Source organism: Paenibacillus sp. XP01 (assembly GCF_057364885.1).
The window spans coordinates 2,431,593-2,458,152 of sequence record NZ_CP139481.1; the positions used below are offsets into that span (position 1 = coordinate 2,431,593).

Consider the following 26,560-nt stretch of genomic DNA (forward strand, 5'->3'; position numbering starts at 1 on the left):
AAAAAGGTTGATTTCGCTTCGGCAGGTGGGCAAACGACTCGATGGTTCCCAAGTATTGAAAGATATCGATTTGCAAGTGCATGAAGGACAATGCATCGTGCTGGTCGGGAGAAACGGCTCCGGCAAAAGCACGCTGCTGCGTGTCATCGCAGGATTGCTGAATCCCGACCAGGGCACGATGCATCGCAAACGGGAAGTCCCGGTCAGGTATGCGCCTGATCGGCTCGTGCGGTTGCCGTTTACTTCATGGGAATATCTGTGGCAAATGGGGCGCATTCAAGGGATCCGTCCCGGGGCATTGCGCAAAATCATTCATGAGCAGAGTGACAGGCTTGGCCTTGAAGGAGCACTGGATCAGAAGATGTCCTCGTTATCCAAGGGCACGCTTCAGAAGGTCAATTTGCTGCAGGCACTGCTCGCCGGGCCAAGGGGGCTATTGCTGCTGGACGAACCGCTGTCGGGACTTGACGCAGCGGCTCAGGAAGCCGTCATTTCCATCGCAAGGCAATGGAAGGATGCGGGGGCTTCCATCATTACCGCCTGTCATGAGCCATTGTTTATCGAACGCTTGGCCGATCAAGTGGACGTCTTGCAAGCAGGGGACATCATCCGCCGATGGGAGCGTGCCGACTTCATATTGCCAGAGGCTCCGCTCGTTTATATCCATAGCCTGCTCCCGCATTCGGTACAGTCCCAGCTATTCGAAGGTCCGATCCGGTTGGCCGGGCAAGAAGGCGTGCTGCACGTTCGGCCTGAAACGGGCGGCGGGGCATCGGACGGACGCTGGGTGTGGAAGGTAACCCGCCATGCTTCGGACCGGATCATCGCTATGCTGATCGATGCGGGCGGTTCCATTGAGAGCGTACAGCAAGAACGTCAGCAATTGAATATGGAGCGATTGATCAAGGGCGAGCATCCGGCAGCCATGGATGACGACAACGAATCGTGCAAGGCCTCCGGCGTGCATGCGGCAAGCCCGATGGACGGAGGTTGCCGATGACTGCGTTGACCGTTTACATGTTGAAGCACTACATCCGTTCACAGCGGTATTTTGCGCCGGTTGTATTTTACTTGTTTGGCATGCTGCTCATCTACTCGTACAAACCCAACCCGGTTGCCGACAGCTATAGCGTTACGGCCATGCTGCTATTTTTCGGCGCAGCCTGGCTCGCCGTGACCGTCATGAACACGGAACCCGCGGGTCAGAAGCAACTGTTGACGATACACGCCGGAAGCAAACGCAAGGTGGCGTGGGGGCAGTTGTTTTGCGCCGGGATAATGCAGTGCGGGCTGGCAGCCCTCACGGTGTTCTATCCGGTTGTGACCGGTATGTTTGAACGTCCCCCAACCGGCGGGGAGTGGGCGATGGCTTGGCTGGGACATCTTTCGCTCTGCATGTTGGGTCTTGGAATCAGCGTTTTCTTTCAAAGGTCATATGTGCCGCTGCTCAGCCGAAGCCTGCCTGCGTTGATTGCCGTTCTGCTGCTATCGAATGTGCAGGGCTCGTTAAGCGATCATTTGCCGCAATCGCTGCAGTGGATCAGCGTTGTTTTGCCACCGGCTTTTTACTTGATCCGGGAGATGATGTTGTTTGAGAATGCGGGGATCGGGACGATGGTGCTGCTGACGCTGTGGGCGACAAGTTATGCTGCGCTGCTGCTGGCCATTCATCTATGGATGTCGGGACGAAGGGATATGCAGCAATAAGTTGGCATACTTCAAAGCTTGAATGTTGCTTCCGGTTTGGTTACGATATAGGAATCATCGATTCCTGCAGACCGTATCCAGGGATAGGAAAGGGGCCATTCATGCCGCACACGGACATTCCGCAAGGCACCATGCTGGACGGGGAACATTCCAGAGAGTTGTTCGCTTATTATGGACTGGCCGTATACTACGGGCAGGCGTTGGAACAACAGTTGGTCAATCTGATCTTGCTGACCAAGATGTCTCAGGGCAAGGGGATGTCCGACGAAGAACTGGAAGACCTGTATGAACGGAAAATGAGCAGCTCGCTGGGACAACTGATCCATGAAGTACGCCATCATTTTCATTTTTCGGAGGATGAGGCCCGGCAGCTTAACGCCATATGGAAACAACGCAACAGCATCGTGCATCATTATTTCAAAGAACGCATTCACGAGACGTTCAGCCCGGAGGGCCGGGGACGCATGATCAAAGAGTTGGAAGAGTTCAAGGACCGCGCCCAGGAGCTCGAGCATACCCTTCAGCAATATACGGGAGCCTGGCTGGCCCAACTGGGATTGAACGCCGAGACTGCGGCGGCACTGCAGCGGCTTGAGCGCATGCATGCCGAAAGCTGCAGTGATTGTGATTATTCGCAAGAAAAGGAAGAGCAGTGAAGCATGACTACCGATGAACTCAGGTTTAGCCATAAGAAAAACCATAAACGCCGCCGATTTGCGCTCATCCTTGCCATCGTAATCATGGCCGGATTCCTGTGGACGGCAGTGACGGCAGCGGGCATCGTCGATTACGCCGATGAGGAGTCTGCAAGACATAGCGATGCAGCCATCATCCTCGGCGCTGCCGTTGCAGGCGATCAGCCTTCGCCCGTATTTCGCGCCCGGATTGAGCATGCGATCATGCTGTACAAGCAGGGCACGGTCGGTAATCTTGTTTTTACGGGCGGCTCCGCCGGTCCAGGGTTGCCCACCGAAGCCGAGGTGGGGCGTGATTATGCTTTGGCGCAAGGGGTAGACCCTGCACGAATTCAAATCGAAACCGAGTCCGCCGTCACGGAAGAAAATTTGATCTACGCGCTTGCTGTCGGAGAAGCAGCGGGATTTCAAACGTATACCATCGTTAGCGATCCCTTGCATATGAGGAGGTCCATGAAGTTGGCCCATCAGCTTGGCATGGATGCTGCCGCTTCGCCAACGCGTACGTCGGCTTATGAGACGTGGAGAACCAAACTGCCTTTTCTGGCAAGGGAAACGGTGTTAACCATGGGGTACACGGTGAAAGGATGGATGTCCCCCTCCCGTTAGTTACGTTGAATTCAACACAAAAAGACAAACCCGGGTCCTCGTTAAGGATCACGCGGTTTGTCTATTTGTTTCGGGTCATTCGTTGGATTTCAGGCAGATTAAGCTTTGCCACCCGCGAACGAAGCAGAAGCCGGTACGGCTTGTGCCAGATTTCCGAGATGATCGGTTTCCCCGGAAGGAGCGGCTGACGCCCCTTGCTGCAGCTGATACATCTGGTAATAACGTCCTTTCAGTTCCATCAACTCATCATGCGCGCCTTGTTCAACAATTCGGCCGCGATGCAGGACGAGGATCTGGTCCGCTGAACGAATCGTGGAGAGACGGTGGGCGATAATGAACGTCGTCCGTCCTTTTTTAAGCACCTCCAGCGCGCTCTGGATCAGCGCCTCCGTCTCGGTGTCGATGTTGGCGGTCGCCTCATCCAGAATAAGAATGGCTGGATCGAAGGCAAGCGCCCGGGCGAAAGAAATGAGCTGGCGCTGTCCAGCGGATAGGGTGCTTCCTTTTTCGATGACGGGTTCGTCGAATCCTTGCGGCAGATGTGCCAGAATACGTTCCGCTCCGACGTCGCGCAGCGCCTGCTCGATTTTCTTGCGGCTGATGCGTTCATCGCCGAGACTGACGTTGGAAGCGATCGTTCCCGTGAACAGATAAGGGTCCTGCAGCACGATGCCCATATGTTGGCGGATCCACTGTTTGGGCAGGTCTTTCACGTTTTGCCCATCAATCGTGATCCTGCCTTTTTGCGGGTCATAGAAACGGAACAGCAGGTTGATGATCGAGCTTTTGCCCGAACCGGTATGGCCGACAAGCGCTACCGTCTGACCTTGCGAAGCCTCAAACGAGATGTTGTTCAGCACATAATCTTTTTTGTAGGCAAACGATACGTCGTCAAAGACGACATTGCCTTTGTACCTTGGCATGGAGCCATCGGTGACCTCTTCCCCCTGTTCATCCATCAGCTCGAACACACGGCCTGCGGACACGAGGGACGAATCCAGGTTGGCCAATTGGTTGACCATGCCGATAATCGGTTGGAACAGGCGGCCGAGCACGTCAACGAACGCATACAGCACGCCGAGCGATACGATGCTCGTTCCGCCTCCCACTACGCTCGAGCCGAAGTACCAGAGCACTACCGCAAAAGCGAGGTTCCGGATCACGTTGACCAGATTGTGCGAGGTGAAGGCATTCAGGTTCAGCATTTTGTTCTGGTGTTTCATATAGTCATCGTTCAAATCTTCGAATTCTTGCCGGGTTTGCTTTTGATGACGGAATACGCGAATGATGGACATGCCTTGGATCGATTCGTTGATGATGGCATTAATCTCGCTCAGCCTGGAACGAATGATCGTATTGTAACGGGTGGCGAACTTCCGGTACAGGACAATCCAGGCAATCAGCATCGGCACCACGAACAGCGAGATCAAACCTAGACGGAAGTCAAGCAGGAACAGGGCGACATACACCCCTGCAATCGTGATGATGCCCGAGAAGAAGTTGGACAATACCGCCACGAACAAGTCTTTCACGGCTTCGGTATCATTGGTGACTCTGGAGACGACCTTGCCTGCCGGCAGGTTATCGAAGAAATGAACCGGCAGGCGCTGAATATGCGCATATACGTCGTTTCGCAGGCGTTGAATGACTTTGTTGGCCGAAGATTGCAGCCAATAGGTTTTGCCGAATTCCATAATAATGGAGATGACGAGGAAAATCAGATAATACACGATCAGTTCATAGATGCCGGGCATTTCCGGTTTATAAAAGGCATACAGTTCACCCGCAGATAACGGCGCTGCCGCGTACTGCCCAACCACTTCGCCTCCCCGTGCAATCGTCAGCACGCCGTCCGCGTAGGTGCGATCGCCATCCGGCGTGCTTACGGCTTCGTTGACAAAGTAAAAGCTCGTTCCGGCTTGAAGCACGCGAACTTCCGCACCTTTGGCTTCGCCCGGTTCAAACTTGCCTTCTCGTTTATAATATTTGCCGTTGTAGGCCGCTGCCTCCGAGGAGGCAGCCGTTTCATAGAATGGCTGCTCGACCGCGAGCAAATGATTGTCGATCATCGATTTGGCGATAAAGGGACCTGCCAGCTCAGCCGCTACGCCAATGGTAAGCATAATCAGAGCGGCAATAAACGTGCCTTTGGCCTTTAGGGCATATTGGAACAGCCTTTTGCCTGTATTGGATTTCAAGTTGTTACCTCCTACGTGGACAGATTGGATTCCACCTGTTGCCGTTCATATTGTTCGCGATACCAGCCGTTCATGGCCAACAACTCTTGATGGGTACCTTCTTCCGTAATTTTCCCGTGTTCGAGCACGATGATCCGGTCGGCATGTTCGATGGCCGACAGGCGATGGGTTGAAATCAGCGTCGTTTTGCCCGAACGTTTGCTGCGAATGTTCTCGATAATTTTAGCTTCCGTGCGGGCGTCAACCGCAGACAAAGCGTCGTCCAGAATCAGGATGTCCGGATCGGCGATAAAAGCACGGGCCAGCGATACCCGCTGCTTCTGTCCGCCGGACAAAGCAATGCCTTTTTCGCCCACAAGGGTGTCCAGACCGTCGGACAGCGTTCCTAGATCGCCGTCGAAGGCAGCCGTGCGAATGGCCTCCATGATCTCCTCGTCCGTAGCTCCCGGCTTGCCGAACTGAATGTTTTGACGCACCGATTTGGAGAACAGGATTTGTTCCTGCGGAACGTAGCCGATCCAGCTGTGCAGCTGATCCTTGGCGATATGCTGGATCGGTTGGCCGGAAATGGTCAATTGTCCGTCGCCGGCAGGATATTCGTGGAGCAGCTGTTTGAGCAGTGTGGATTTGCCGCTGCCCGTGCGCCCGACAACGCCAAGCGTCTGGCCGCGCTTCAACGTGAAATGAATGTGGCTCAGATTGTCTACCGTCGAAGTAGGATAACGGAACGTCACATCGTTCATGACGATCTCATCCGGAACCTCAATGTGAACAGGACGCTCAATGTCCTGCACGTCAGGTTCGACATGCAGCGTTTCGTTGACCCGGTCGAGAGAAGCGCTGCCCCGCTGCATCAGGTTGATCAGTTCGCCGATGGCAAACATCGGCCAGATCATCATCCCGAGGTACATATTGAACGATACGAGATCGCCAAGCGTAATTTCATTGTGGAACACAAGATAGATGCCGTATGCCAGCGCAATGACGTAGCTGAGTCCGACGAACAATCGGATTGTTGGTTCGAACAAGGCATCCATCCGTGCGACGGACAGGTTTTTCTGATACACGTCTTCGGTGACGTCGGCAAACCGCTTTTGGTCCAGCCGTTCCTGAACGTAGGCCCGGACAACGCGGATGCCCGCAATCGATTCAAGCACTTGATCGTTCATGTCCCCGAAGGCGTCCTGCGCAAGCGTGTAGCGTTGATGAACGGCTTTGCCGTAAATCATCATGGCCAGCGCGATGAACGGCAGCGGCAGGATGGCCGCCAGCGTCAGCTTCCAGCTGACGAGAAACCCCATCGCAAAGAGCACGGTTGCCAGAAAAAACGTGGAATCCGTCAAGGTCAGCATGCCAAAGCCGGCCGTCGTGGCGATGGATCGTAAATCGTTGGTGGCCCGGGCCATCAGATCGCCGGTTCGGTTTTTCTCGAAAAAGGGCGGTGTCATCCGCAGCAAATGGTCCATAAATCGCGAACGCAGCAAGCGCTCAACCAGGTTGGCGCCGCCAAACAGCTTATGCATCCATATGTACGTAACCAGATAAATCAAAACGATCGTACCGATAATGAGCAAAATGTAACGGGCCAGCGACGCGCTGGTGATTGAACCGCGTACAATCTCATCAATGGCATTGCCAAGAAGACGAGGGGGCAGCAGCTCGATGACGCCGACCAGGATGAGCAGGATCACGCCGATCAGGTAGCGTTTGCGCTCGAGCCGGAAGAACCAGCCCAGGTTTTTCAGTACAGAAAACAAAGTATAATCCCTTCCTTTCATGGTGTGTACATGCGTTTTTCTGTTCATGTTGACCGAAACATATCCAAAAAAAAACACACCGCACGCAGGCGGTATGTTTGGGATATCTTCCATACGGCAGCATGACTCCGAGAGCAGAGCCACCGCCGTACACCGATTACAATATGAAAAGACAGAACAGCAGTCAGAAATTAATGACCTTCTGTCACGCAATCATAGGTACGAAATAACAACAATTTCGGGGATGCTCCGGTATTCAATTGTGTGTGCAGTCCATCCAATGTATGCAGTATAAACACCGTGATCACCCTTTCATTTGGAAATAAATTCAATGTTGAACTCGTATGTTTGCATCTTACCATCGCCTTTTGCCATCTGTCAAATGATTTTCACAACTTTATTTGCCTATTCGGCGTGCATCGGGTTTGTGTTGAACACATTCTAGCGATATGATGGAATATATATAGAGATAAGGAGCTGACACCGAATGAGTGCCATACATGTATCTGATCGTGCCGCAAAATGGTACAAGGAAGAACTGAGTTTGAATGAAGGGGACAGCATTCGTTTTTTTGCGCGTTACAGTTCGGGGGGCGGTTTGCACCCGGGATTTTCTTTGGGCATCGCCGTCGAGGAACCGAAACACCCGGCCGAACAGACCGAAGTTTCGGGAATCCGGTTTTACATGGAGGAACATGACTACTGGTATCTGAAGGGGCATGAGCTTCATGTCGATGTGGTCGAAGAAGGCCAGGATATCGCATACCGTTACTCCGAAGTTTGAGACGTTTGATGTTCTTCTCATGACTGTCTTGAACAGGAGGGGATAGAAGGTGAATCCGCCAGTCCGTGACTTGGCCCAGTACATTGCAAATCGTTCCCGCATCGTTGTAAAAGCAGCGATTCGGGCAGAGAACGAACAGGGAGAACTGTTATTGATCCAGCATGCCGAGCAAGGACCCTGGGGGATTCCGGTCGGAAAAATGCGTCCAGGGGAAACCGTCGAGGATGCAGCTTCCCGCGAACTGTGGGAGGAGACAGGATGGACGGCCAACGGCATGAGCCTTCAAGGATTATACTCGGGTCCGGAATTTCGGCAGCTGCATTCGAGCGGAGACGAAGATTATTTCGTCATTGCCGTGTTCAGGGCATTCATCGTTCAGGATGAACATGTACGTTCGAGGCTGGATAGTGCAGTGGGCATGAATTTTTTTGCTTCGAATGCATTGCCGCCTCTGAATGAAATCAGCAGACGGCTGCTTGAGCTATCAGACGACTAAGATACAGGAACGGCAGCTCGCTGCACCAAAAAAAGTCCTTCCAGGCCGGAAGGACTTTTTTTGGTGCTTAATGACGCAGCACACCGATACGGAGAAAGGAAGACATTTCAATGCCTGTTCCTCCTGCGTTATTTTCGGAAGGTGTGTCCTCGAATTGGTGTTCTACACCAGATCCAGAGGTTCATCGTCCATGGCAAAATCAAAATCGTCGATATCAAACACTTGCACCGGAGCGGAAGACTCGATGATCCGGGCGATGAAATCAACCTGATCCGTGAGAATCGGGGTGTTCAGACGCTGGGAGGTGAGCAGCAGCTCCGTTTCGATCGGATCGAAGTATTCGCCATACTGGGCGGTGTCCACCGCATTGACGATGGAGATCGATACTTGATCCCCGAACAGGATCGAAGGGCTTTTTCCCCAAGGGACAAGCAGGGCACGCTCTATTTTTTTCTTGTTGAGCGGTTCTTCGAAGTAACTGATCAACTCATTGACCTTGGCTTTGACGTGCAGATCGTCTGCCGTATTGTCCATGAGCGGATCGGAGCTGGTTTGAAACTCATACAATTCCAGGACGGCGGTATATGGAACGATATATTCAACAGGCGCGGGTGGCGCGAGCAATTGACCGTAAATCGCCACCATCACGGCTTCCGTAACAAACTGACGTGACATGGGTTCTTGAATCCTCCTGCGGCCGGGTTAGTAGTTGCAATGACAGCGATGTCGAACAAGGAATATGCTCCAAGCAGTCGACCATGCGATGCATGAATAGAAGTATATCATACAACGATGGAAATTACAGCCAGACTACAGGGGGCAAGCGCCTATTTTCGCTTATGATTTGCCGAGAAGGAGCGAAAGAAGCCCTGCGGCGATGAGCGGTCCTACCGGCACGCCCTTGAAAAAGGCTACACCCAAAACGGTACCGATCAGCAACCCCGCAACGACCGTTGGTTGGGCACCCATCAGCGTGGCTCCCCGCCCGCCCAGATAGGCCACAAGGATCCCTACGCCGATGGCCAGCAAAGACTTCCAGTGCAGGAAGGAAGCGCCGATGGTCTGCATGCTGATCTTGCCGCTGGCGAGCGGTGCCATGACCCCGATGGTCAATACAATGATGCCCACGGTCAGTCCGTACTTTTCAAGCCAGGGAAAAGCCTGATGCACGTTAAGCACGCGCAGAAGCAGCAGAAACACCATCGCCACCGTGACAGGAGCGTTGCTGCTAATAATCCCAAGCGCGGCGAAGGCGAGCAGCAGGAGGGAAGTCATGTCCATGGCTTTCATTTCCCTTCGGGCTGCCTGCGGTTTTGACGAATGATATGTTCGGCAATATACTTGCCATGCCAACGTCCCGATTCGATGAAGACTTCATTGGCATTGCGTCCGGATGCGATTACGCCTCCGACATAGATGCCAGGCACGCTGCTCTCCATCGTTTGCGGATCATAGACCGGTTTATCCATGTCCTCCGACATTTGCACGCCAATCGAGGTCAGCAGCTGACGGTCCGGGCGGAAGCCGGTCATGGCCAGCACGAAGTCGTTGTCGAGTCGGCTGGTGGAGCCGTCGGCATGAAGCAGCGTCACGGCGTCGTCCAAAATTTCGGAGACGCGGGACTCAAGATGCAGCGTGATGAGGCCTTTGTTCACCATGCTTTCAAACAGCGGGCGCACCCATGGTTTGATATGCTCGGACAAGCCGGTCCCGCGATAGACCATATCGATTTGCGCCCCTACACGAATCAGCTCCATCGCCGCATCGACGGCCGAGTTGCTGCCACCGATAATGGCGACGCGTGTACGCGTGTACGGATGCGCTTCGCGGAAATAATGAGTGACTTTTTCTTTGTCCTCTCCGGGAATGCCCAGATAATTGGGATGGTCGAAATAACCGGTAGCCACGACGACGTTGCGTCCTTCATGGATGGTCACTTGACCCCGTCGGTTCACCGTATGTACCTCAAAGGTTCCGTCTTCCTTGCGTTTGATTTCCCGGGCTTCTTCATAGTTGTGGACCCGCAGCCCATAATGTGCGGCAACCTTGCGATAGTAAGCGAGCGCTTCGTAGCGGAACGGTTTGTCGTTGGGCGAGCTGAACGGAACGTTTCCGATTTCCAGCAGTTCCGCCGTACTGAAAAACTGCATGTGCGTCGGGTACAAATAGATGGAATGTACGATATTGTGCTTCTCTACAATGACGGTCGACAATCCGAGCCGCTCGCATTCAATGGCGGCAGACAGGCCACAGGGGCCTCCGCCGATAATGATGACGTCTTCCATATTCTATATCCTCCTTCATGTCAAGCACTATTATCCTACCGCAAAAGTAGGAACAATGCCAGTTTGCGCAAGGTTTTTACGCAGAAAAAAGGGCTCGGCGGCATGCGTTTATCGATTGACATGGCATAAAATAAAGACTAACATAAAATTAGATGTTTATCTAATTTGAAGAAAGTGCAAAAGGGGGAGATTGGATGCAGCTTGAGAAGATCGTAGCTTACCACAAGGCATTGGCCGATCCAACCCGGCTCCGCATGTTGCTGCTTTTGTCCCAAGGAGAAATGAATGGGCAGGCGCTTGCCGAAAGGCTAAACCTGTCCCAGCCCACGGTGACGCACCATGCCTCGAAATTGAGGGAAGCGGCACTAATTAAGGAGCGCAGGGAAAAAAATACGGTGTATTTTACGTTGAATCCTTATTTTATCAAGGAACATGCGCAAGCATCGGTTGATTTTATTTTCAAAAAGGAGGCTGCAGGGGATATGAGTGACGTCAATGAAACGCTGAAAGCTTCGGTCATGCGGAATTTTTATGCCAAGGACGGGCGGCTGCGGCAAATTCCGGCGCAGTACAAAAAAAAGCTGATCGTGCTCGAACATATGGCGGAGCAGCTTGAATTCGGGCGAAAGTACTCGGAGAAGGAGATCAATGAGTTCATCAAACAATATCACGATGATTTCGCGACCATCCGTCGGGAGTTCATCATGCATCAGTTCATGTACCGGGAGGACGGCGTATACGAGCTGAATCCGAAAGAAATGTGGACACGTTGGGATGAGGTGCGCTAAAAAACGCTTGACAATGACGGCGATGGATGTGTAACATGTTGGATAAATCTACAAGGGAGGCGATGTTATATGACAGCTCTAATTGCAGTATACGCATATGGGAACATGAATATCGTCTCCGGAACGGATCAAGGCATATCGTTTATACGTATGGGCTAAGTAAGTCCCAATCGTTGTTTGCTTAGGCAAACCATATGCAGCGAGAAGCTACGGGAGACGGCCTGTGGCTTTTTTTGTCGTCATCGGAGTTTGCACGGAAGCAGCAAGTTCTCTTTTCCATGGTATGAATGGTGAAGTTTCTGCTCTCTTCAAGTGCATCTTCTGTCGGCAAGTTTTACAGCCACGGGTTCATTGTGCCCGTGGCTTTTTCTTGTTTTCGTGCCGGAGACGTGTCCGGTCGGCTGTTTCATTGAAATGAAAATCATCGCATGAACATTTGGGAGGAATTTGATTTTGAATAAAGTATTGGATAAGTATGGATGGTCAACGTCATGGGAGGAAGCGTGGAAGAGTTCCGGCATCGGAGTACCGCCAAGAGTGCCCGCAAGAGTGATCGCAGACCATGGACAGCTGCAGCGACTGCTGACAGAATCGGGGGAATGCTGGGGCAAAGTATCGGGGCGAATGCGTCATGAAAGCGCGGAGAGCGGCGAATTGCCGGCAGTGGGGGATTGGGTTGCGATTACGGGCGAGCCTGGCGAGGAAGCGGTCATTCATGGCATCCTTCCGCGTCGGAGCCGGGTATCCCGGCAGGCTGCCGGTCCGGTGACCAAGGAGCAATTGATCGCGGCGAACGTCGATCATCTGCTCATCGTGGCTGCCTTGAACCATGATTTCAATCTGCGGAGGCTTGAGCGTTACCTGATCATGGCTTGGAATGGCGGGGTAAACCCGGTCATCATTCTAAGCAAAAGCGATCTGTGCGACAACGTGCATGAACAGGTTGCGAAAGTGGAGAGCATTGCGCCCGGCATTGAAGTCATTGCATTGTCGGCAGTGACGGACCAGGGCAAGGAGCAGCTGGATCGGCTGCTTCAGCCTGGGAAAACGGTCGCTCTGACGGGATCTTCGGGAAGCGGAAAATCGACCATGGTGAACTGGATCATGGGCAAGGAAGTGCAGCTCACCCAACAAGTGCGGGAAGCGGATAGCCGCGGGCGGCACACGACGACCCATCGCGAGATGTTTGTGCTTCAGCAGGGGGCCGTATTGATCGATACGCCCGGAATGCGTGAGCTCCATTTATGGGATGAAGGAGAGAGCGGGTTGTCGCAGGCTTTCAGCGAGATCGAGCAGTTGGCTGCCGGCTGCCGGTTCCAGGACTGCAGCCATACCCGCGAGACGGGGTGCGCCGTGAAGGAGGCTGTTCAGTCAGGAGCCCTGGATAGCAAAAGACTGGATAATTATCTGAAAATGCAGAGAGAGTTAATGTACCAGCAGCGCAAAGAGGAAACGGCAGCCAAACGGAGAGCCTCCGGCAAATCGTCCTCTTCTCGCAAACCCAAGCATGCCCTGCGTGCGAATGACTGGGATTGATCCGGGAGGATTAGGGTCAAATTGGCGCCAGTACCGGTGCACCGGCATAAGATAGAGCCGGGAGGTGTTTCAGCATGCCTGATTATCGTATTATCGTGGATCTTTCGGATCATATGTTATATCTGCTGGACGGGGATCAAGTCGTGAAGGGGTATCCGGTAGCTATAGGCAAAATGTTGACGGAAACGCCAACGGGGGAATTCACGATCATCAACAAACAGGAAAATCCCGGAGGTCCTTTCGGCGTTCTTTGGATGGGCCTGTCGGCTCCGCATTATGGCATTCATGGCACAAACGATCCTTCGTCCATTGGCAAATCGGTGTCGCATGGCTGCATTCGCATGTATAATAGCGATGTGCTGGATCTTTCTTCCAAAGTTGGCGTAGGCACAACGGTAACGATCCGGCCTTAGGGCCGGATATGCAGCAAAGCATGCGCACTCATAGGATCATCCACGAACCGACTATAGCAGTAATAACGGAAAAGGAGGAGTGGAACCATGCTTATTCGACGAGCTTGTGCAGGTGACGAACGCCAGATCGCCCATGTACATACCGAGAGCTGGAAGACGACGTATCGGGGGATCGTGCCTGATGCATTTCTGGACCGTCTGACGATCGAATTGAGATTGCCTCAATGGGAGCAGGCGCTCTGCGAGCAAGGCGAGGAACGGATTGTGCTTGTTGCGGAACAGGAAGACGGGACGATTGTCGGCTTTGCTTCAGGAGGAAAGGAGCGCGAAGGAAGCCTGCCTTACGAAGGAGAGCTCTATGCGCTCTACATATTAAAGGCCATGCAGCAAGTAGGAATCGGAAGGCAGCTTGCGACGTCGATGGTTCGGGAATTGCAGCAGCTCGGCATGGGGAGCATGGTCATCTGGGCGTTGGAGCAAAATCCGGCTTGCCGTTTCTATGAAAAGATGGGTGGGAGGCCTGTACGCAAGCAGCCGATCACCATTGCCGGACGAGAACTGGTGGAAGTGGCGTTTGGATGGAACCGTTTGGAACCGTTTGGGAAGGGCATGAAAATGGCTGATGATGGCGTGCCTCGAATCGATTAAAGTCGAATGGTGTTGGATGATAGATTCAGGAAAAAAAAGGAATTCGAACCGGTTTGGTTCGAAATCAATCCGGTTATTTATCTTACACGGCCATTCATCCGTTAATCCATGGTAAAGGGGCTTGAATCGATGTCCATCGACCGCTTTATTCTGAGAAAGCTGAGCAACTGTCGGGAAGCAATCACGCGCGACAATCTGGTCCGCCTGTTTCTCATTCGCATCCACAGGGCCGAAGCAGCGGAGGGGCAAGAGAACGTATACGAAATCGGGAGACGGCGTTAAGAAGCATGAAGGCAGACTATGGTAAGGGGTTTGGGGCGTCAGGGATCGATATGAACAAAAAAGGAAGCGCGTCCTTTAAGGATGCCTTCCTTTTTTGGGCTGCGGTTGAGGACGGTCGTCCGAACCGCGGCGTATCATCAAGTTTAGGGGCTTTTGAGTCTGTTAGTACAATGACAGGGCCAGTGAATCATTTTCGCTGCGGCTGTGCAGAATGGCTTCGCAACCGACGATTTCGATGCTGATCAAGGATTGCAGGCATTTTTGCAAAGCTCGTTTACCGTTGCTGATTTTATGCTCAAGGGCATTGCTAAGCAGTCTTAATGTTTTCTGCACAGGTTGTTTGTTTTCTTGATTAAAGTATACAGGGATGGATTTGTTTTGAAATGTAATTAGTGTTCTCACTAGAAATCACCTCACAAGAGTTATTTCATATTGGTAATAGTAAATTCCAATGCTTAAAATTACCTTAAAATCAGCTTATGAAAACATAAAGGCGCTTAATGTTTGAAAAGTGTTCACAATTCGATTGTGGGCAAAGCAATCCCGGCCGACCCGAAACCGGGAAATTCATCCCTATTCCATCGCAGTGGTTTTCAATTTTTCGCATCCCTGCAAACCTAAACGCGTGGCGTGCCACAATAGTTCTGAGACCAATGGACGATATTTTAATGCTGGGATGGGTCATACGTAACAAAAACATAGGGTGTACATTGCCAATACGGATTTTATGTAAGAAAATAGGATTGCAATGCTGATTTGCCGCTTTTTTTTGATCTATTTTGACATTAGGACATTTTACATATGAGACCATCGGAGGGATTACGATGATTCTAACCGTATATTCCGGACGTGCGGAAAGCGAATGGTTTGATGTCGACGTGCCGGATGAATGTACGATCGAACATCTAAAAACGCTGCTTGGTGTCCGCATATATGGACAGGCCCCCGGAGATGGCGTACAGTACATCCTCGAAGCCAAATTTCCCGAAGGGTTATGGTTCACGCCGCACAATGCGCAGCAGTTGATCGAGACAGGCCTGCGTCAAGGGAGCTGCGTGCGCGTCCAACGGGCTTTCTCGACAACGACCGAAGAGGCGCCTGTGTATGGAAGGCGTCCATTGTTCCAACAGGAAAGCAACAAATGAAAGCCCGGAACGTATACATTTCAGGAATGCGCGAACGAAAGGAGGTCCATTCTTCGTGAATGTGTTATATCAGCGTTCCCCAAGGATGACGCCGGTTCTTAAGGAAGAACAGCTTGAAATTCTCAGGCCCCCGGCGGAGCCGAGCAAACCGACGTTTTCGTTGATTTCCATTATAATACCCATCATGATGACGACGGTCAGCATCGGTTTTTATGTATACATCAATATGACAGGCAAAATGAGCAACAGCAGCTACATGATGTTCCAGATGATGACGGTCATGATGATGCTGACATCATATACCATTCCTTTTTTCGTGTATTTGAGCAACAAAAAGACCTACGCCAAAAAGATTCAGGAGCGTAAAGCGATGTACCTGTCGCAGCTGGACAAACATCGCGAAGAGCTGAAGGCGGCCCAAGCCGAACAGGTCCGAAGCTTATACGAGGTGCATGGGGATCCGAACGTCTGCATGCAAATCGTCAAAAACCGCAACAGCTCTCTATGGGAGCGGTCGCCGGAAGACGAAGATTTCATGCAGGTGCGCATCGGTTCCGGAGAAGTGCCTTTCCGGATCAAGCTCCAGGTACCGCGCGTGGACGGATATGATAAAGACGAGCTCATTGAAGCGGCCCATCAGCTGGCTGCCGAATTTCAGACCGTAGCGGATGCTTCCATCACCTTGCCCCTGTTCCAATCCAAGGTGATGGGACTGGTGGGGAGCCGTGAAGAAGTGCTTTCCTCGCTGCGCGTCATCGTTGCCCAGCTTGCCGTTCGGCATTCGCCCGACGAGCTGAAAATGGCTGCGTTTTATGAAGAGAAGGAATCCCGGGAATGGGAATGGCTTCGCTGGTTGCCGCACATTTGGGACGAGGATCAGGAGCAAAGGTATATGGCCGACAGGCACAGCGGTGCGCATCAATTGGCGGACAGCTTGTTTTCCGTATTGAACCGGCGCAAGAACAACAAGCAGGACAAGTACAAAAAAAGCGTGCAAACGCCCTGCTACGTCGTGATCCTGTCCGATACGCAGTTGATTGAAGAGGAGCCGCTGCTGCCGCTTTTGCTGGAGTCCGCTCACGAGATCGATGTGTGCACGATCATTTTGGCGAGCCGCAAGGAATCGCTTCCGATGCACTGCCAGCTGATCATGGAAGCTGCCAGGGACAAAGGACTGTACATCAAAAAAACGGAAGACGCGGACGTCATCAAACAGGAGTACAAGCCTGATTTTATTTCCCGGGAAGCTGCGGAGGCCTTGGCCCGGTACATGTCCCCGATCCGGCTCAAACGTTCTTCCGCCTCGGATATCCCGCAAATTCTTCCGCTCTTTGACATGATGGGTATTTCCCGCGTGGAAGAGCTGGATGTGGTGTCCCGCTGGAATCAGATGAGATATCCGGACAGTTTGCCTGTACCGATGGGGGTTCGCGCAGGCGGGAAAAAAATCGCGCTTAACCTGCATGACAAAATAGAACGGCAAGGCCATGGTCCCCATGGGCTGATCGCCGGCACGACCGGTTCCGGAAAGAGCGAGGTCATTCAATCCATCGTGGCTTCCCTTGCGGCTGAATTTCACCCGCATGACCTGGCTTTCATGCTGATCGATTACAAAGGCGGCGGTATGTCGAATACGTTCGTGGGATTGCCGCATGTGGTCGGAACGATCACCAACCTTGACGGCAACCTGATTGAGCGGGCGAACGTTTCGCTTCGGGCCGAGCTTGTAAGGCGGCAGAAAATATTGAATGATGCCGGCAATCTGCAGCATATTGACGAGTATTACAAAATAGCGAGATCGCGGCAGCAGCAGCCTTTGCCGCATCTGGTCATCATTATTGACGAATTTGCGCAATTGAAGCGGGATCAGCCCGAATTCATGGACGAATTGATCAGTATCGCGGCCATTGGCCGAACGTTGGGAGTACACCTCATTCTGGCTACGCAGAAGCCTGCCGGCGTGGTCGATGACAAAATATGGAGCAATTCCAGGTTCCGGATCTGTTTGCGCGTGCAGAGCGAGGGAGACAGCCGGGACATGATCAAGATCCCGAATGCGGCATGGATTACGAAGCCGGGACGCGGCTATTTCCAGGTGGGCAGCGACGAAGTGTTTGAAGAAATGCAATTTGCCTGGAGCGGCGCCCCATATCATCGCGAGGAAGACTCAACAAGCGTGCTGCCTGTCATGGAAGTGCGGTTGAACGGGAAGCGGGAACCTTTGCTTACCGGTGAACGCAGAGCTGTATTGAAGGGCGAGGATGTCCCCAAACAGCTGCAGGCCTTTATCGATTATGTTGCACGTTCAGCTGCGGATGCCGGAATTGCGCGATTGCAGGGCCCGTGGCTGCCTCCTCTGCCGGAGGTGCTTGACTGGGAGAGTCTCGCCATCAAGCAACCCGGGGAAAGCGAGGATCGCGCGTACGAATCGGAAAGCGGTTTGTTAAGGCCCGTCGTCGGTTTGCTTGACGATCTTCCCAACCAGCGGCAGATGCCGCTTGAACTTCCAATGGATCAAGGCCATCTTGTCGTGTACGGCATGCCGGGTTTGGGAAAAACGACGTTTGTACAAACCCTGCTCATGGCCATGGGCAGATTGAACGAGGCATCTTGGCATGGCTATATCATTGATATGGGCAGGATGATGAAGGATTTTGCGATGCTGCCCCAAATCGGCGCCGTCATGATGGCCGAAGAGGAGGACCGGATCAAACGGTTGTTCCGTTATGTGCTGAAACTGTCTGCACAGCGTAAGGATATGATGTCGGAGGTCGGGGTAAAAACGATTTCGGCTTATCGCCGCGTCGCCCGCGAAGCGGTCCCGCAAATTGTGGTCGTGATCGACGGATATCTTTCTTTCCGGAATGCGTATCCCGAAGAGAACGAGTTGTTGGAAACGATTCTCCGCGAAGGTGGCAGCTTGGGCATGACCTTTGTGTTGACAGCCAACCGCGTAACGGACATCTTCGAAAAATTCAGGAGCAACATTCCCAATGCCGTTACTTTTGAATTATCCGATCCGAGCGATTATTATTATGCGGTGGGACGGCCGACAAAAGCGCCGAGCCAGCTTCCGCCGGGACGCGGTCTTGTGAAGGGGCAGGTTCCGCCGCTCGCGTTCCAGACGGCCTTGCCGTCTGCAGGCGAGGATGAGGGCAAGCGTTCGGCGTCCTTGCGCCGGGCGATCGTTGACATTCGTGACAGCTGGTCCGGGGAACAGGCACCCCAAATCGCGCCCCTTCCGGAAGAAGTGCATCTCAAGGATGTGATTATGCGTGCCGGAACATACGGAAGCAGAAGCCTTTCGTCGGTGAACGTGCCGGTCGGGCTGTATACCGATGATCTGGAGCCGTTCTCGCTTAATCTGAGGGAAGGCCCGCATTTCATGGTGACCAGCCCGATGGAAGGGGGCAAAACGACATTTTTGTTGACCTGGATGCTGTCCCTGGCGTATCATGCTTCACCGGAGCATGTGCAAATGTACACAGTCGATATGCGCTATGGTTCAGGCGGATTGGCGGAAATCGGAGCTTTGCCCCATGTTCGTGGCCATGTGTCGCGAGAAGAGCAATTGGCTCCTGTCATCCAGCAGCTATATGATGAAGTGCTGAAGAGGGGAGAAATCTCCGGCGGTCCGGAAATCGTGCTGGTCATCGACGATGCGGACACATTGTCCAAACAGCTGACCGATTTCAACGTGAAGGATCAACTGGGAGCGATCGTTCGCCAAGGAAGGGATCGGGGCATACATGTCATTTTATCCGGCGTGCCGGCAGATTTCCCAACGTTCGGATCTGACTGGGTAAGCGACGTGAAAGCTTCCCAGAGCGGATTGCTGTTCGGGACCTTGGACCCTAACGATCTCTCGTTCTTCCGTATACCGTATTCCGAATCTGGAGGAAGCACGTCTGGTCTGAAGGTACTACCTCCGGGTCAAGGTTATTATATTAAACGCAAATATTCCAGGGTCAAAGGTGCAGTCCCATGCCATTCGGGCTGGAAAATGACCGATTGGATTTCTGAAATTCGTGACCGATGGCATGTTGTAGTTTGAGGGGAGGTGGCTCATAATGTTGACGGTTCATGATTCCAAGCAAAAGGTAGTCACTTTGCAATTGAAAGAGCTTTTTTTCCTGGCCGGTATACTCGGTTCAGACCGACTGCTTGGCGTGGAGGATCCATTCCGCGGTTATATGGCCGAAGATATCGCGATGGAATGGGAACACGTCAAAACTTCCCTGCTGGACAAAGGGTATTTGATTCAAGATCAGGATAGCAACGAGCTGACCATGACACCGACCGTTTTTTCCCGGGTAGCCATTGCTGGTCTTTCCGACAGGGCATGCTGGATACGTTACTCAATCAACGGCAAGTCACATGAAAGCTACATTCATTGCACGGATGAACGCGTTGTTGAAGTATCCCGGATCGAAGGAGAAACGGATTCGTTCAGGCTCAGCGATTTGGGGAACGTCCACCAAGCGGTGGATTGCCTGATCGAAAAAATGAAGTGGAGCGGGCGTTCTCCGGCGGAGAAACCTGCGCTGATGTGTTCCAAAAAAAAGTTTTACGATGTTTTGAATGGGCTGCATGACAAACAGGAGCAGACGGTGGCGGACGAGCTCGCACTGGAGACCAATGACCCCGAAGGATCGCTTGCGCTTGCACGGTGCCTTGTCAACAAGGAGTCGGATGGGGAGCTGCGGCTGCTCGTATGGGGCGATGACGGCTGGACGTCACAGTCGGCGGCGTTCACTTCGAGCGCGGTTTCCAATTGGTTGTTCCGCATGAGTACAGCCGCTTCGGATGATTGGTTGGTTGCAGCCTTAACGACGAGAGAACAGTTTCACGAAATGCTGCTGGACTGGCTTAAACAGCCTGCAGAGGAAGAGGAAAGGTGATGGGTAAATGCGCATTCGTGTGGAACCGGATGTGCTTCGGGCACTGAGCAGGCAGATTCAGTATGCGGCGGAGCAAATACAGCAAAAGATGACAGTGTTGGATCAAGCCATTCATTCGCTGGAGTGGGAAGCGCAATCCCGTCCTGCGGTGATGGCCGAATGGGATTATTGCAAGCGCCTTGGCGAGACGGCGGTGCGGCGGTTCGTGGAGCTCGGGACGCAGCTTGATCGAAAGGCGGTCGTGTTTCAGCAAGTGGACATGGAGTATCGCACGATTCTGGGACATGTAAACAAGGCCTACGTCAACGCTGTCAATCTGCTTCAAGTCATGGAAGACAATGAGGCAGGACAGATCCTGCCTGTGCACTCAACGACTTCTGCCGTCGTATCCGATCCTTTTTCTGCAGTAAGGGCAGTATACCAAGTACAGGACACCGTTCCGCCTGACGGTTCCCCGGCCACTCTGGTTCAGGCCATGCAGCCCGAACCGGTGGCATGGAAGTTTACGGATCCGTCCTATCGGGGGACCAGAGGAAGCGAACCTGTCGTATCGTGATGACTTGAATATACAGATGTGATCCGCCTGATGGAATAAAATGAAATTTCGGCGAAAATAGGCTGTTAGGGGAAGATTCAGGTCCTGAAAATGGGGTAAATAGGATTAGGTCCTTCGGCTTTTGTTCAAAGGATTCCAATATAGTACAATTTGAACAAGCAATATTTACTAGCTCTAATCAAGGAGGAATTTACACATGGCAGGACGTATTTTAGTAACCCCCGAGCAGCTTGATCAGGTTTCCAACCAATTCAAACAAAGCGGTGAGCAAAGCCAGCAAATCGTTACTTCCCTGACTCAATCCATCACAAGCATGGAGGGACAATGGGAAGGGATGACCAAGCAGCGTTTCTTCCAAGAGTTCCAGGAAGCGAGCAAGCAAATGCAGTCTTTTGTTCAAACGCTGAACAGCATTAGCGCGGAACTTACGGCAATCGCCAACAAATTCCGCACGGCTGACCAAACTCGTTAATCTGTCATACATACGTGTAGGCAGAGAGCAAGCCAGAAGAGAAACTATTGCGGCAGAAACCGGGCGTTTAACGACACCCGGTTTTTGCTGCACCATCACAGAAATGATCAGAGAGAGGGATGAGCATGTCTTTTCAACCGAATCCAGGGGATGAATTGGTGATCAATGACATTGCCTACACGATTGGGCAGCATCCCGCCGCTCCCGGGCTGGCATACGCCCAGGCGGGGAGGCAGGGGATTGTTTATCAGCTGATTCCCAAAAATGGTTCCATAGATGGTGCTAAGGCACTAAAAGTGTTTTTTCCAAAATTCAGGATTCCTGCCATGGTGTATCAATCGGAACATATGGAGCCTTACAGCGCGCTGCCGGGTATGCGCGTATGCAAACGCGATGTGCTCACTCCGGAAAGAAACGGAGCGCTCATTGGAGAGTATCCGGATCTGTTGTACGCGGTGATCATGCCCTGGATCCAGGGCATGACTTGGTTTGATGTCATCAGCGACCAAAGAACGCTGACAACAGAGGATAGCCTGAGGCTGGCCAAGGCGCTTGCCGGCACGGGCTCTGCCATGGAGCAGCGCGGACTTGCGCATTGCGATCTGTCCGCGCCCAATGTGATGATTCCGTTTTTTTCCGAAGTGCAGGACCCGAATACGGCATCGGCGGTAGAACTGGTGGATGTGGAGCAGATGTACGGTTCCAAAATGGATCGTCCGGATGCTCTGCTTGCCGGTTCCCCGGGGTATGCGGCCCATCGGACAGTGCACAGCGGTTTGTGGAGCGCTTATGCGGACAGGTTTGCGGGAGCGGTGATCATTGCCGAAATGCTGAGCTGGTCCGATCCGGCGATCGTAGACAAGGCTTGGGGAGAAAGCTATTTCGACCAGAACGAAATGCAGGCGGTGAGCGAACGTTATGTCGCGATGCAAGGCTCACTCCAGAGGCGTTGGGGCCAGAAAGTCGCCGAATTGTTCACCAGAGCCTGGGAAAGCCATGATTTGAGCAGCTGTCCAACGTTTGGAGAGTGGCTGGTCGTGCTCGCTTCGGCATCCATAGAGCAAGCGGAGGCTGCGGTTGCTCCTTTGATGGCGGAGGAAGAAGCGGCTCCGGCTCCCGAAAAGGCGGGGAGTGCCCCGGTAACGGAAGAGATAACCGGAAATGCAGACGCCCCAAGGGAGGGTGGCTTGGCTTCCAAGTCGCTGCCCGAGCAGGAAGCCGTCATCAACCGTTTGTTCGCGCAGGCGCGATTGTTGGAGGAAGAGGGTAAACCGGGCGCTGCTCTTGAAGTGTACCGGTCATTGTATCATTTTATTCCCGACAAAAGTCCGTTACAGATTGAAGTGGAAGCAGCCATCCAGCAGCTCGATGCCCAACTGAATCCGAAGGAGGAAGCTGCGGAACAGGGCAAAATTCCGTTGTATCGGACCAAAAAGTTCATGATCTCTGCCGCTGCGCTCGTCGTTCTGCTGGCCGGAACGGTTCCGACGGTCAACATCTTGGCCGACCAAGCCGAGGTTAAACAGAAGGAACAGCAGGAAGCCGCCAGATTAGCGGAGATCCAGGCTGCCGAGGAAGCCGAAGCGGCAAAGGCGGCTTTGCTAAAGCAGCAGGAGGAAGAACAGAAAAAGAAAGTCGAGGAGGAGCTCAGGCTGGCTGCCGAAAAAGAACGGCAGCAGGCCGATGCCAAAAAGAAAGAAGAAGAGCGGAAAGCATTGCAGGAAAAATACGATAAACAGGCCAAATATGAGGCCTATTTGGCAGAACAGGAACGAAAGAAGCAGGAGGCGGCCAAACAGGCAGCTCAGGCCAAGTACGACAAACAAGCCAAATACGAAGCATACCTGGTCTGGAAGAAAGAGCGCGACATCAGGCTAGCCAAGGAAGAAGCCGAACGCAAGGCAGCTGAAGAGGCTGCGCGCAAGCAGGAAGCCGCGCGCAAGGCGGCCGAAGAAGCCAGACGCAAAGAGGAAGCGGCCCAAAAGGCGGCGCTCAAGAAAAAACGCGCCCAAAACGTAGTAACCCTGATTGCCCATTATAACAAAGCGTACAATGCCCAAAAAGGCCGTAACATCGAAAATGCCGAAGCTTATGCACGCGATTTCAAAAACTTGTACAATACCGACGCTGCATACTTTAAGGGTGTGGGCAAGGTGGCTGCGCGCATGACTGCCATCAACAAATTCCTGGGCAATACGGACTACGTTCTGCCAGACCTGTAAATCAAACAAATGACGGAGGTGACACATCCCAGATGAACTATACGATTCAAGCATCCCAGCGAACACCCGCACTTATCATTTATTTGATTGATATCAGCGCCTCCATGAATATGGTTCTGGACAATCGCAGACGCATTGACGTCGTCTACGATGCGCTGTCCCTGGCCATTCGCCAGATGGTATTTCGTTCGACCAAAGGCAACCGTCTGACACCCCGCTACCGGATCGCCATCCTGGCCTACAGCGATGATGTGTATGACTTGTTGAACGGGATCAAGGGCATCGACGAAATCGCCGCCATCGGTTCTTTGCCTGACCTTACGCCAAAGCGCTTCTCGGATTCGGCCAAAGCGTTTTTGCAGGCCGAGAAAATACTGCAAGCGGAAATTCCGTACATGCAGGATTGTCCCGCCCCGCTGGTGTGCCACATGACGGATGGCGTGGCGACGGGGGACGATCCCGAACCGATTGCGAAACGCATTATGGGCATGAGCGTGCCTGACGGAAACGTGCTGGTTGAGAATATTTTCATTTCCGACCATCTGCTGGAATCGCCGATTGCCGAGCCGAGAAGGTGGAAAGGCATCCATGCGGAGACGTCTCTGAAGGACGAGCACGGCGAGAAGCTGCGCAACATGTCTTCCGTCCTTCCGGAGAGCTACCGGGAGATGTTGGTCGAAGCCGATTATTTGCTTGCTCCAGGCGCTTTGATGATGCTTCCCGGGACCTGTGCCGAGCTGGTATCCATCGGGTTCCAGATGTCTGCTGCCACACCTGTACGATAGGGGGAAACCGATTGAAAACAATGCGTTTGGTTTCGCTGTCAACCGGGGATAAATTGCCCCGTGCCAGGTCATATCGCGGATTTCGCTACGTGAGTCTGCAGACGGGAGAACAACCTCTTACCCGTTACGAGGGCGCCTTCAAATGTCGCTATGGGTACGGGCGAGCCGCCGAAACCGTGAATCAGGGAGATTCCGGGCAGGACTTTGCAGCGGTCAACATGGATGGGGATGTCGTTCATTTTGTGTTGTGCGATGGGGTCGGCATGAGCTATCTTGGTGATTTTGCCGCTCGATTTCTGGGCAATGCCCTGCTCGAATGGCTTGTCAGCACGCCGGTGCCCAGTGCCGAAGGCGTGGAACGTTTGCTTCGCGAACTGACGGTTCCCGCATCCGATCAGCTCTCCAAATTGAAGCCTTTGGACAACTCGCCGCTGCTTCTGCGCGAAGTGCTGATGGAGAAGCTTCGCAGAGGCAGTCAGGCGATGTATGTATGCGGCAGGGTCGAGCTGGCGAAAGGAAACGGAAACAGCCGCATGTGGCTCGCCTGGCAGGGGGACTTGAGAATCCGGATGTGGCGCAACGGGAAGGAACACTCGGCTCCTTTCCAGCAGATGCGCCGCTCCAGCGAGCGTTGGTCCACATTGGAAGGACCGGTTGGCGGCAAACCCCATGTATATGATGCCAAGTTGTCCGGCAAGGAGTCTTTCCGGCTGCAAATGTATACGGATGGATTGAACGACCTGGACGCCATTCACACCTATATCCCGGACGAGCACATTCAGGTGCTTCTTGATGCGGCCCACACGGGAGGGCTGGAAGACGATGCGGCATTGATCGAATTGGAGTGGTAAACGGAAAATTGCGATGTGCATGATTTAAAAAGAGCTCTTTTTGGGTAATCTTGTGAAGAATTGCTTTACATAAGAGACTGCGGCGAAATAAATGCCACTATATAGGTTGAACCAGACATTTACACGATCACGGAGAGGACAGAAAGAAGCTGGAGATGCGAAGCGCTCGTTTAACAAGAACGCTGCATCGGAAGCATAGGCTTATCGCCGGATTTCCCCTTAAATAAGTGGATCAAAAAAAATTTGGGGATCACAGCGATCGAAAGATGTTCTGACCACGTAGTGGCTCCGTGTAAAGATCATTGGTTCAACTTATATCGTTTCCTCGTAGCCTCTAAGACACAAGAAAAAGGAGAGAGGAATCATGACGCATCATCATGACCGTTCCAGGTTTGCAGGCAAGGTGGCGATCATTACGGGAGCAGGTTCAGGCATCGGCAAGGCAGCGGCGCTGAAGCTGGCGAATGAAGGGGCACAGGTCGCGTTGTTCGATCTGGTGAATGACCGGATTTCGGAGACTGCGGCGGAAATCAACGCGCTGCATGAAGGGTCCGCCCGAGCGTTCGATGTGGACATTTCCGACCCGGAACGCGTGGAAAGAGCGGTGCTGGAAACTGTGGAACTGTTCGGCGGCATCGATGTCGTGTTTGCCAACGCGGGCATCAATGGCGTATCCGCTCCCATTGAGGACATTCAGGTGGAAGATTGGAAAAAGATCATCACCACCAATTTGGACGGCACGTTCTTTACCGTCAAATACGCTTTGCCGCATCTGAAGAAACGCAGGGGCGGCAGCATTATCATCACAAGTTCGATCAACGGCAATCAGCGCTTCTCCAGCTTCGGCATGTCCGGATACAGCACATCCAAGGCCGGGCAGGTGGCCTTCGCCAAAATGGCTGCATTGGAACTCGCGAAATTCAAAATCCGCGTCAACGTCATTTGTCCCGGTGCTATTGCGACCAATATTGATCAAAGCACGATCAAAACGGATGATTTGCAGGAGATCGTCATTCCGATTGAATTTCCGGAGGGGCAGCAGCCGCTGCAGGGCGGCCCCGGCAAGCCCGAACAGGTTGCCGACCTGGTTGCGTTTCTGGCCTCTTCCGAATCCGAGCACATCACGGGGGCCGAAATTGTCATTGATGGGGCGGAATCGCTGCTTAGTTAATCGTACTTCGGACTCTGTAAGCAGAGAAGAAATCATATGCAAGCACATAACGGTCGTTCCCCTGGAACGGCTTTTTGTCATGCAGCGGCAAGGGTTAAAGGATGTCACAGGTTGGCACATGGGAATATTCACAGGGAGACGACAGTTGGTACTCGCAGTTTGGATAGGGAATGGCCGAGATGACATCGACGTAGGCCCTTGCTTGACGTACGAACGAGGGAGGATACCGTTTCAAGCTGATTTGTAGTATTATATCGCA

The 26,560-nt window shown here is 52.8% G+C and carries 26 protein-coding genes; 20 read left to right on the plus strand and 6 right to left on the minus strand.

The window, feature by feature from the left end; translation table 11 throughout:
* The first annotated feature begins 7 nt into the window (after positions 1-7).
* The 4 genes from SNR34_RS11255 to SNR34_RS11270 all read left to right on the plus strand — a co-directional run bounded on the left by SNR34_RS11255 (position 8) and on the right by SNR34_RS11270 (position 3,011).
* Positions 8-1,000 carry an ATP-binding cassette domain-containing protein gene (locus SNR34_RS11255; RefSeq protein ID WP_486182439.1) on the plus strand — a complete coding sequence of 331 codons (993 nt, stop codon included), beginning with the start codon at positions 8-10 and terminating at the stop codon, positions 998-1,000.
* A complete protein-coding gene (locus SNR34_RS11260) occupies positions 997-1,707 on the plus strand; it encodes a hypothetical protein (RefSeq protein WP_236417191.1) in 711 nt (236 codons plus the stop codon). Before SNR34_RS11255 ends, SNR34_RS11260 begins: the two co-directional genes overlap by 4 nt.
* A gap of 101 nt (positions 1,708-1,808) precedes the next feature.
* On the plus strand, positions 1,809-2,363 hold the full coding sequence (locus tag SNR34_RS11265; RefSeq protein WP_339277531.1) for a hypothetical protein: 555 nt from the start codon (positions 1,809-1,811) through the stop codon (positions 2,361-2,363).
* 3 nt (positions 2,364-2,366) lie between these two features.
* On the plus strand, positions 2,367-3,011 hold the full coding sequence (locus tag SNR34_RS11270) for a YdcF family protein (protein WP_486181891.1): 645 nt from the start codon (positions 2,367-2,369) through the stop codon (positions 3,009-3,011).
* 98 nt (positions 3,012-3,109) lie between these two features.
* Here SNR34_RS11270 and SNR34_RS11275 read toward each other — a convergent pair whose 3' ends face one another.
* Positions 3,110-5,209: an ABC transporter ATP-binding protein gene (locus SNR34_RS11275; RefSeq protein WP_486181892.1), complete on the minus strand. Its 2,100-nt coding sequence runs from the start codon at positions 5,207-5,209 to the stop codon at positions 3,110-3,112.
* A gap of 11 nt (positions 5,210-5,220) precedes the next feature.
* On the minus strand, positions 5,221-6,966 hold the full coding sequence (locus tag SNR34_RS11280) for an ABC transporter ATP-binding protein (RefSeq protein WP_486182440.1): 1,746 nt from the start codon (positions 6,964-6,966) through the stop codon (positions 5,221-5,223).
* 487 nt (positions 6,967-7,453) lie between these two features.
* On the opposite strand from SNR34_RS11280, the gene SNR34_RS11285 reads away from it, so the two are divergent.
* Together SNR34_RS11285 and SNR34_RS11290 are read left to right on the plus strand one after the other, a co-directional pair.
* Entirely contained in the window at positions 7,454-7,750 is a 297-nt protein-coding gene (locus SNR34_RS11285) for a HesB/YadR/YfhF family protein (RefSeq protein ID WP_236417196.1), read from the plus strand.
* A 49-nt stretch (positions 7,751-7,799) separates the two neighbouring features.
* Complete coding sequence (locus tag SNR34_RS11290; RefSeq protein ID WP_236417197.1) at positions 7,800-8,246, plus strand: NUDIX domain-containing protein; 447 nt, start codon at positions 7,800-7,802, stop codon at positions 8,244-8,246.
* 162 nt (positions 8,247-8,408) lie between these two features.
* Here the strand turns inward: SNR34_RS11290 and SNR34_RS11295 are convergent, their stop codons facing one another.
* The 3 genes from SNR34_RS11295 to SNR34_RS11305 all read right to left on the minus strand — a co-directional run bounded on the left by SNR34_RS11295 (position 8,409) and on the right by SNR34_RS11305 (position 10,531).
* On the minus strand, positions 8,409-8,921 hold the full coding sequence (locus SNR34_RS11295; RefSeq protein ID WP_236417198.1) for an ADP-heptose synthase: 513 nt from the start codon (positions 8,919-8,921) through the stop codon (positions 8,409-8,411).
* A 162-nt stretch (positions 8,922-9,083) separates the two neighbouring features.
* Positions 9,084-9,527 carry a DUF441 domain-containing protein gene (locus SNR34_RS11300; protein WP_236417199.1) on the minus strand — a complete coding sequence of 148 codons (444 nt, stop codon included), beginning with the start codon at positions 9,525-9,527 and terminating at the stop codon, positions 9,084-9,086.
* 5 nt (positions 9,528-9,532) lie between these two features.
* Positions 9,533-10,531: a YpdA family putative bacillithiol disulfide reductase gene (locus SNR34_RS11305; protein ID WP_236417200.1), complete on the minus strand. Its 999-nt coding sequence runs from the start codon at positions 10,529-10,531 to the stop codon at positions 9,533-9,535.
* A 194-nt stretch (positions 10,532-10,725) separates the two neighbouring features.
* On the opposite strand from SNR34_RS11305, the gene SNR34_RS11310 reads away from it, so the two are divergent.
* From SNR34_RS11310 to SNR34_RS11330, 5 genes are all read left to right on the plus strand, one after another.
* Positions 10,726-11,319 (plus strand): DUF2087 domain-containing protein, encoded by a 594-nt coding sequence (locus tag SNR34_RS11310; RefSeq protein ID WP_236417201.1) that lies wholly within the window; start codon positions 10,726-10,728, stop codon positions 11,317-11,319.
* A gap of 453 nt (positions 11,320-11,772) precedes the next feature.
* On the plus strand, positions 11,773-12,855 hold the full coding sequence (gene rsgA, locus SNR34_RS11315) for a ribosome small subunit-dependent GTPase A (protein ID WP_343259500.1): 1,083 nt from the start codon (positions 11,773-11,775) through the stop codon (positions 12,853-12,855).
* A 74-nt stretch (positions 12,856-12,929) separates the two neighbouring features.
* A complete protein-coding gene (locus SNR34_RS11320; protein WP_236417203.1) occupies positions 12,930-13,268 on the plus strand; it encodes a L,D-transpeptidase in 339 nt (112 codons plus the stop codon).
* 87 nt (positions 13,269-13,355) lie between these two features.
* Positions 13,356-13,916, plus strand: a complete 561-nt coding sequence (locus SNR34_RS11325) for a GNAT family N-acetyltransferase (RefSeq protein WP_486181893.1) — start codon at positions 13,356-13,358, stop codon at positions 13,914-13,916.
* A 129-nt stretch (positions 13,917-14,045) separates the two neighbouring features.
* Positions 14,046-14,198, plus strand: a complete 153-nt coding sequence (locus tag SNR34_RS11330) for a hypothetical protein (RefSeq protein WP_486181894.1) — start codon at positions 14,046-14,048, stop codon at positions 14,196-14,198.
* 162 nt (positions 14,199-14,360) lie between these two features.
* Here the strand turns inward: SNR34_RS11330 and SNR34_RS11335 are convergent, their stop codons facing one another.
* Positions 14,361-14,600, minus strand: a complete 240-nt coding sequence (locus tag SNR34_RS11335) for a hypothetical protein (RefSeq protein ID WP_236417207.1) — start codon at positions 14,598-14,600, stop codon at positions 14,361-14,363.
* A gap of 422 nt (positions 14,601-15,022) precedes the next feature.
* On the opposite strand from SNR34_RS11335, the gene SNR34_RS11340 reads away from it, so the two are divergent.
* The 9 genes from SNR34_RS11340 to SNR34_RS11380 all read left to right on the plus strand — a co-directional run bounded on the left by SNR34_RS11340 (position 15,023) and on the right by SNR34_RS11380 (position 26,301).
* On the plus strand, positions 15,023-15,343 hold the full coding sequence (locus SNR34_RS11340) for a hypothetical protein (RefSeq protein WP_236417209.1): 321 nt from the start codon (positions 15,023-15,025) through the stop codon (positions 15,341-15,343).
* Between the two features lie 55 nt (positions 15,344-15,398).
* On the plus strand, positions 15,399-19,397 hold the full coding sequence (gene essC, locus SNR34_RS11345) for a type VII secretion protein EssC (protein WP_236417211.1): 3,999 nt from the start codon (positions 15,399-15,401) through the stop codon (positions 19,395-19,397).
* A gap of 16 nt (positions 19,398-19,413) precedes the next feature.
* Positions 19,414-20,244 (plus strand): hypothetical protein, encoded by an 831-nt coding sequence (locus SNR34_RS11350; RefSeq protein ID WP_343259497.1) that lies wholly within the window; start codon positions 19,414-19,416, stop codon positions 20,242-20,244.
* Between the two features lie 7 nt (positions 20,245-20,251).
* The gene (locus SNR34_RS11355) at positions 20,252-20,800 is read left to right on the plus strand and encodes a WXG100 family type VII secretion target (protein WP_236417215.1); all 549 of its coding nucleotides are present in this window, start codon (positions 20,252-20,254) and stop codon (positions 20,798-20,800) included.
* Positions 20,801-20,996: 196 nt separating this feature from the next.
* Complete coding sequence (locus SNR34_RS11360) at positions 20,997-21,272, plus strand: WXG100 family type VII secretion target (RefSeq protein WP_236417217.1); 276 nt, start codon at positions 20,997-20,999, stop codon at positions 21,270-21,272.
* A 125-nt stretch (positions 21,273-21,397) separates the two neighbouring features.
* Positions 21,398-23,494, plus strand: a complete 2,097-nt coding sequence (locus SNR34_RS11365) for a serine/threonine-protein kinase (RefSeq protein ID WP_343259495.1) — start codon at positions 21,398-21,400, stop codon at positions 23,492-23,494.
* A 32-nt stretch (positions 23,495-23,526) separates the two neighbouring features.
* Complete coding sequence (locus tag SNR34_RS11370) at positions 23,527-24,279, plus strand: vWA domain-containing protein (protein ID WP_343259494.1); 753 nt, start codon at positions 23,527-23,529, stop codon at positions 24,277-24,279.
* Positions 24,280-24,299: 20 nt separating this feature from the next.
* The gene (locus SNR34_RS11375; RefSeq protein WP_236417426.1) at positions 24,300-25,130 is read left to right on the plus strand and encodes a hypothetical protein; all 831 of its coding nucleotides are present in this window, start codon (positions 24,300-24,302) and stop codon (positions 25,128-25,130) included.
* A gap of 364 nt (positions 25,131-25,494) precedes the next feature.
* Positions 25,495-26,301 carry an SDR family oxidoreductase gene (locus SNR34_RS11380; protein WP_236417225.1) on the plus strand — a complete coding sequence of 269 codons (807 nt, stop codon included), beginning with the start codon at positions 25,495-25,497 and terminating at the stop codon, positions 26,299-26,301.
* Positions 26,302-26,560: the final 259 nt, after the last annotated feature.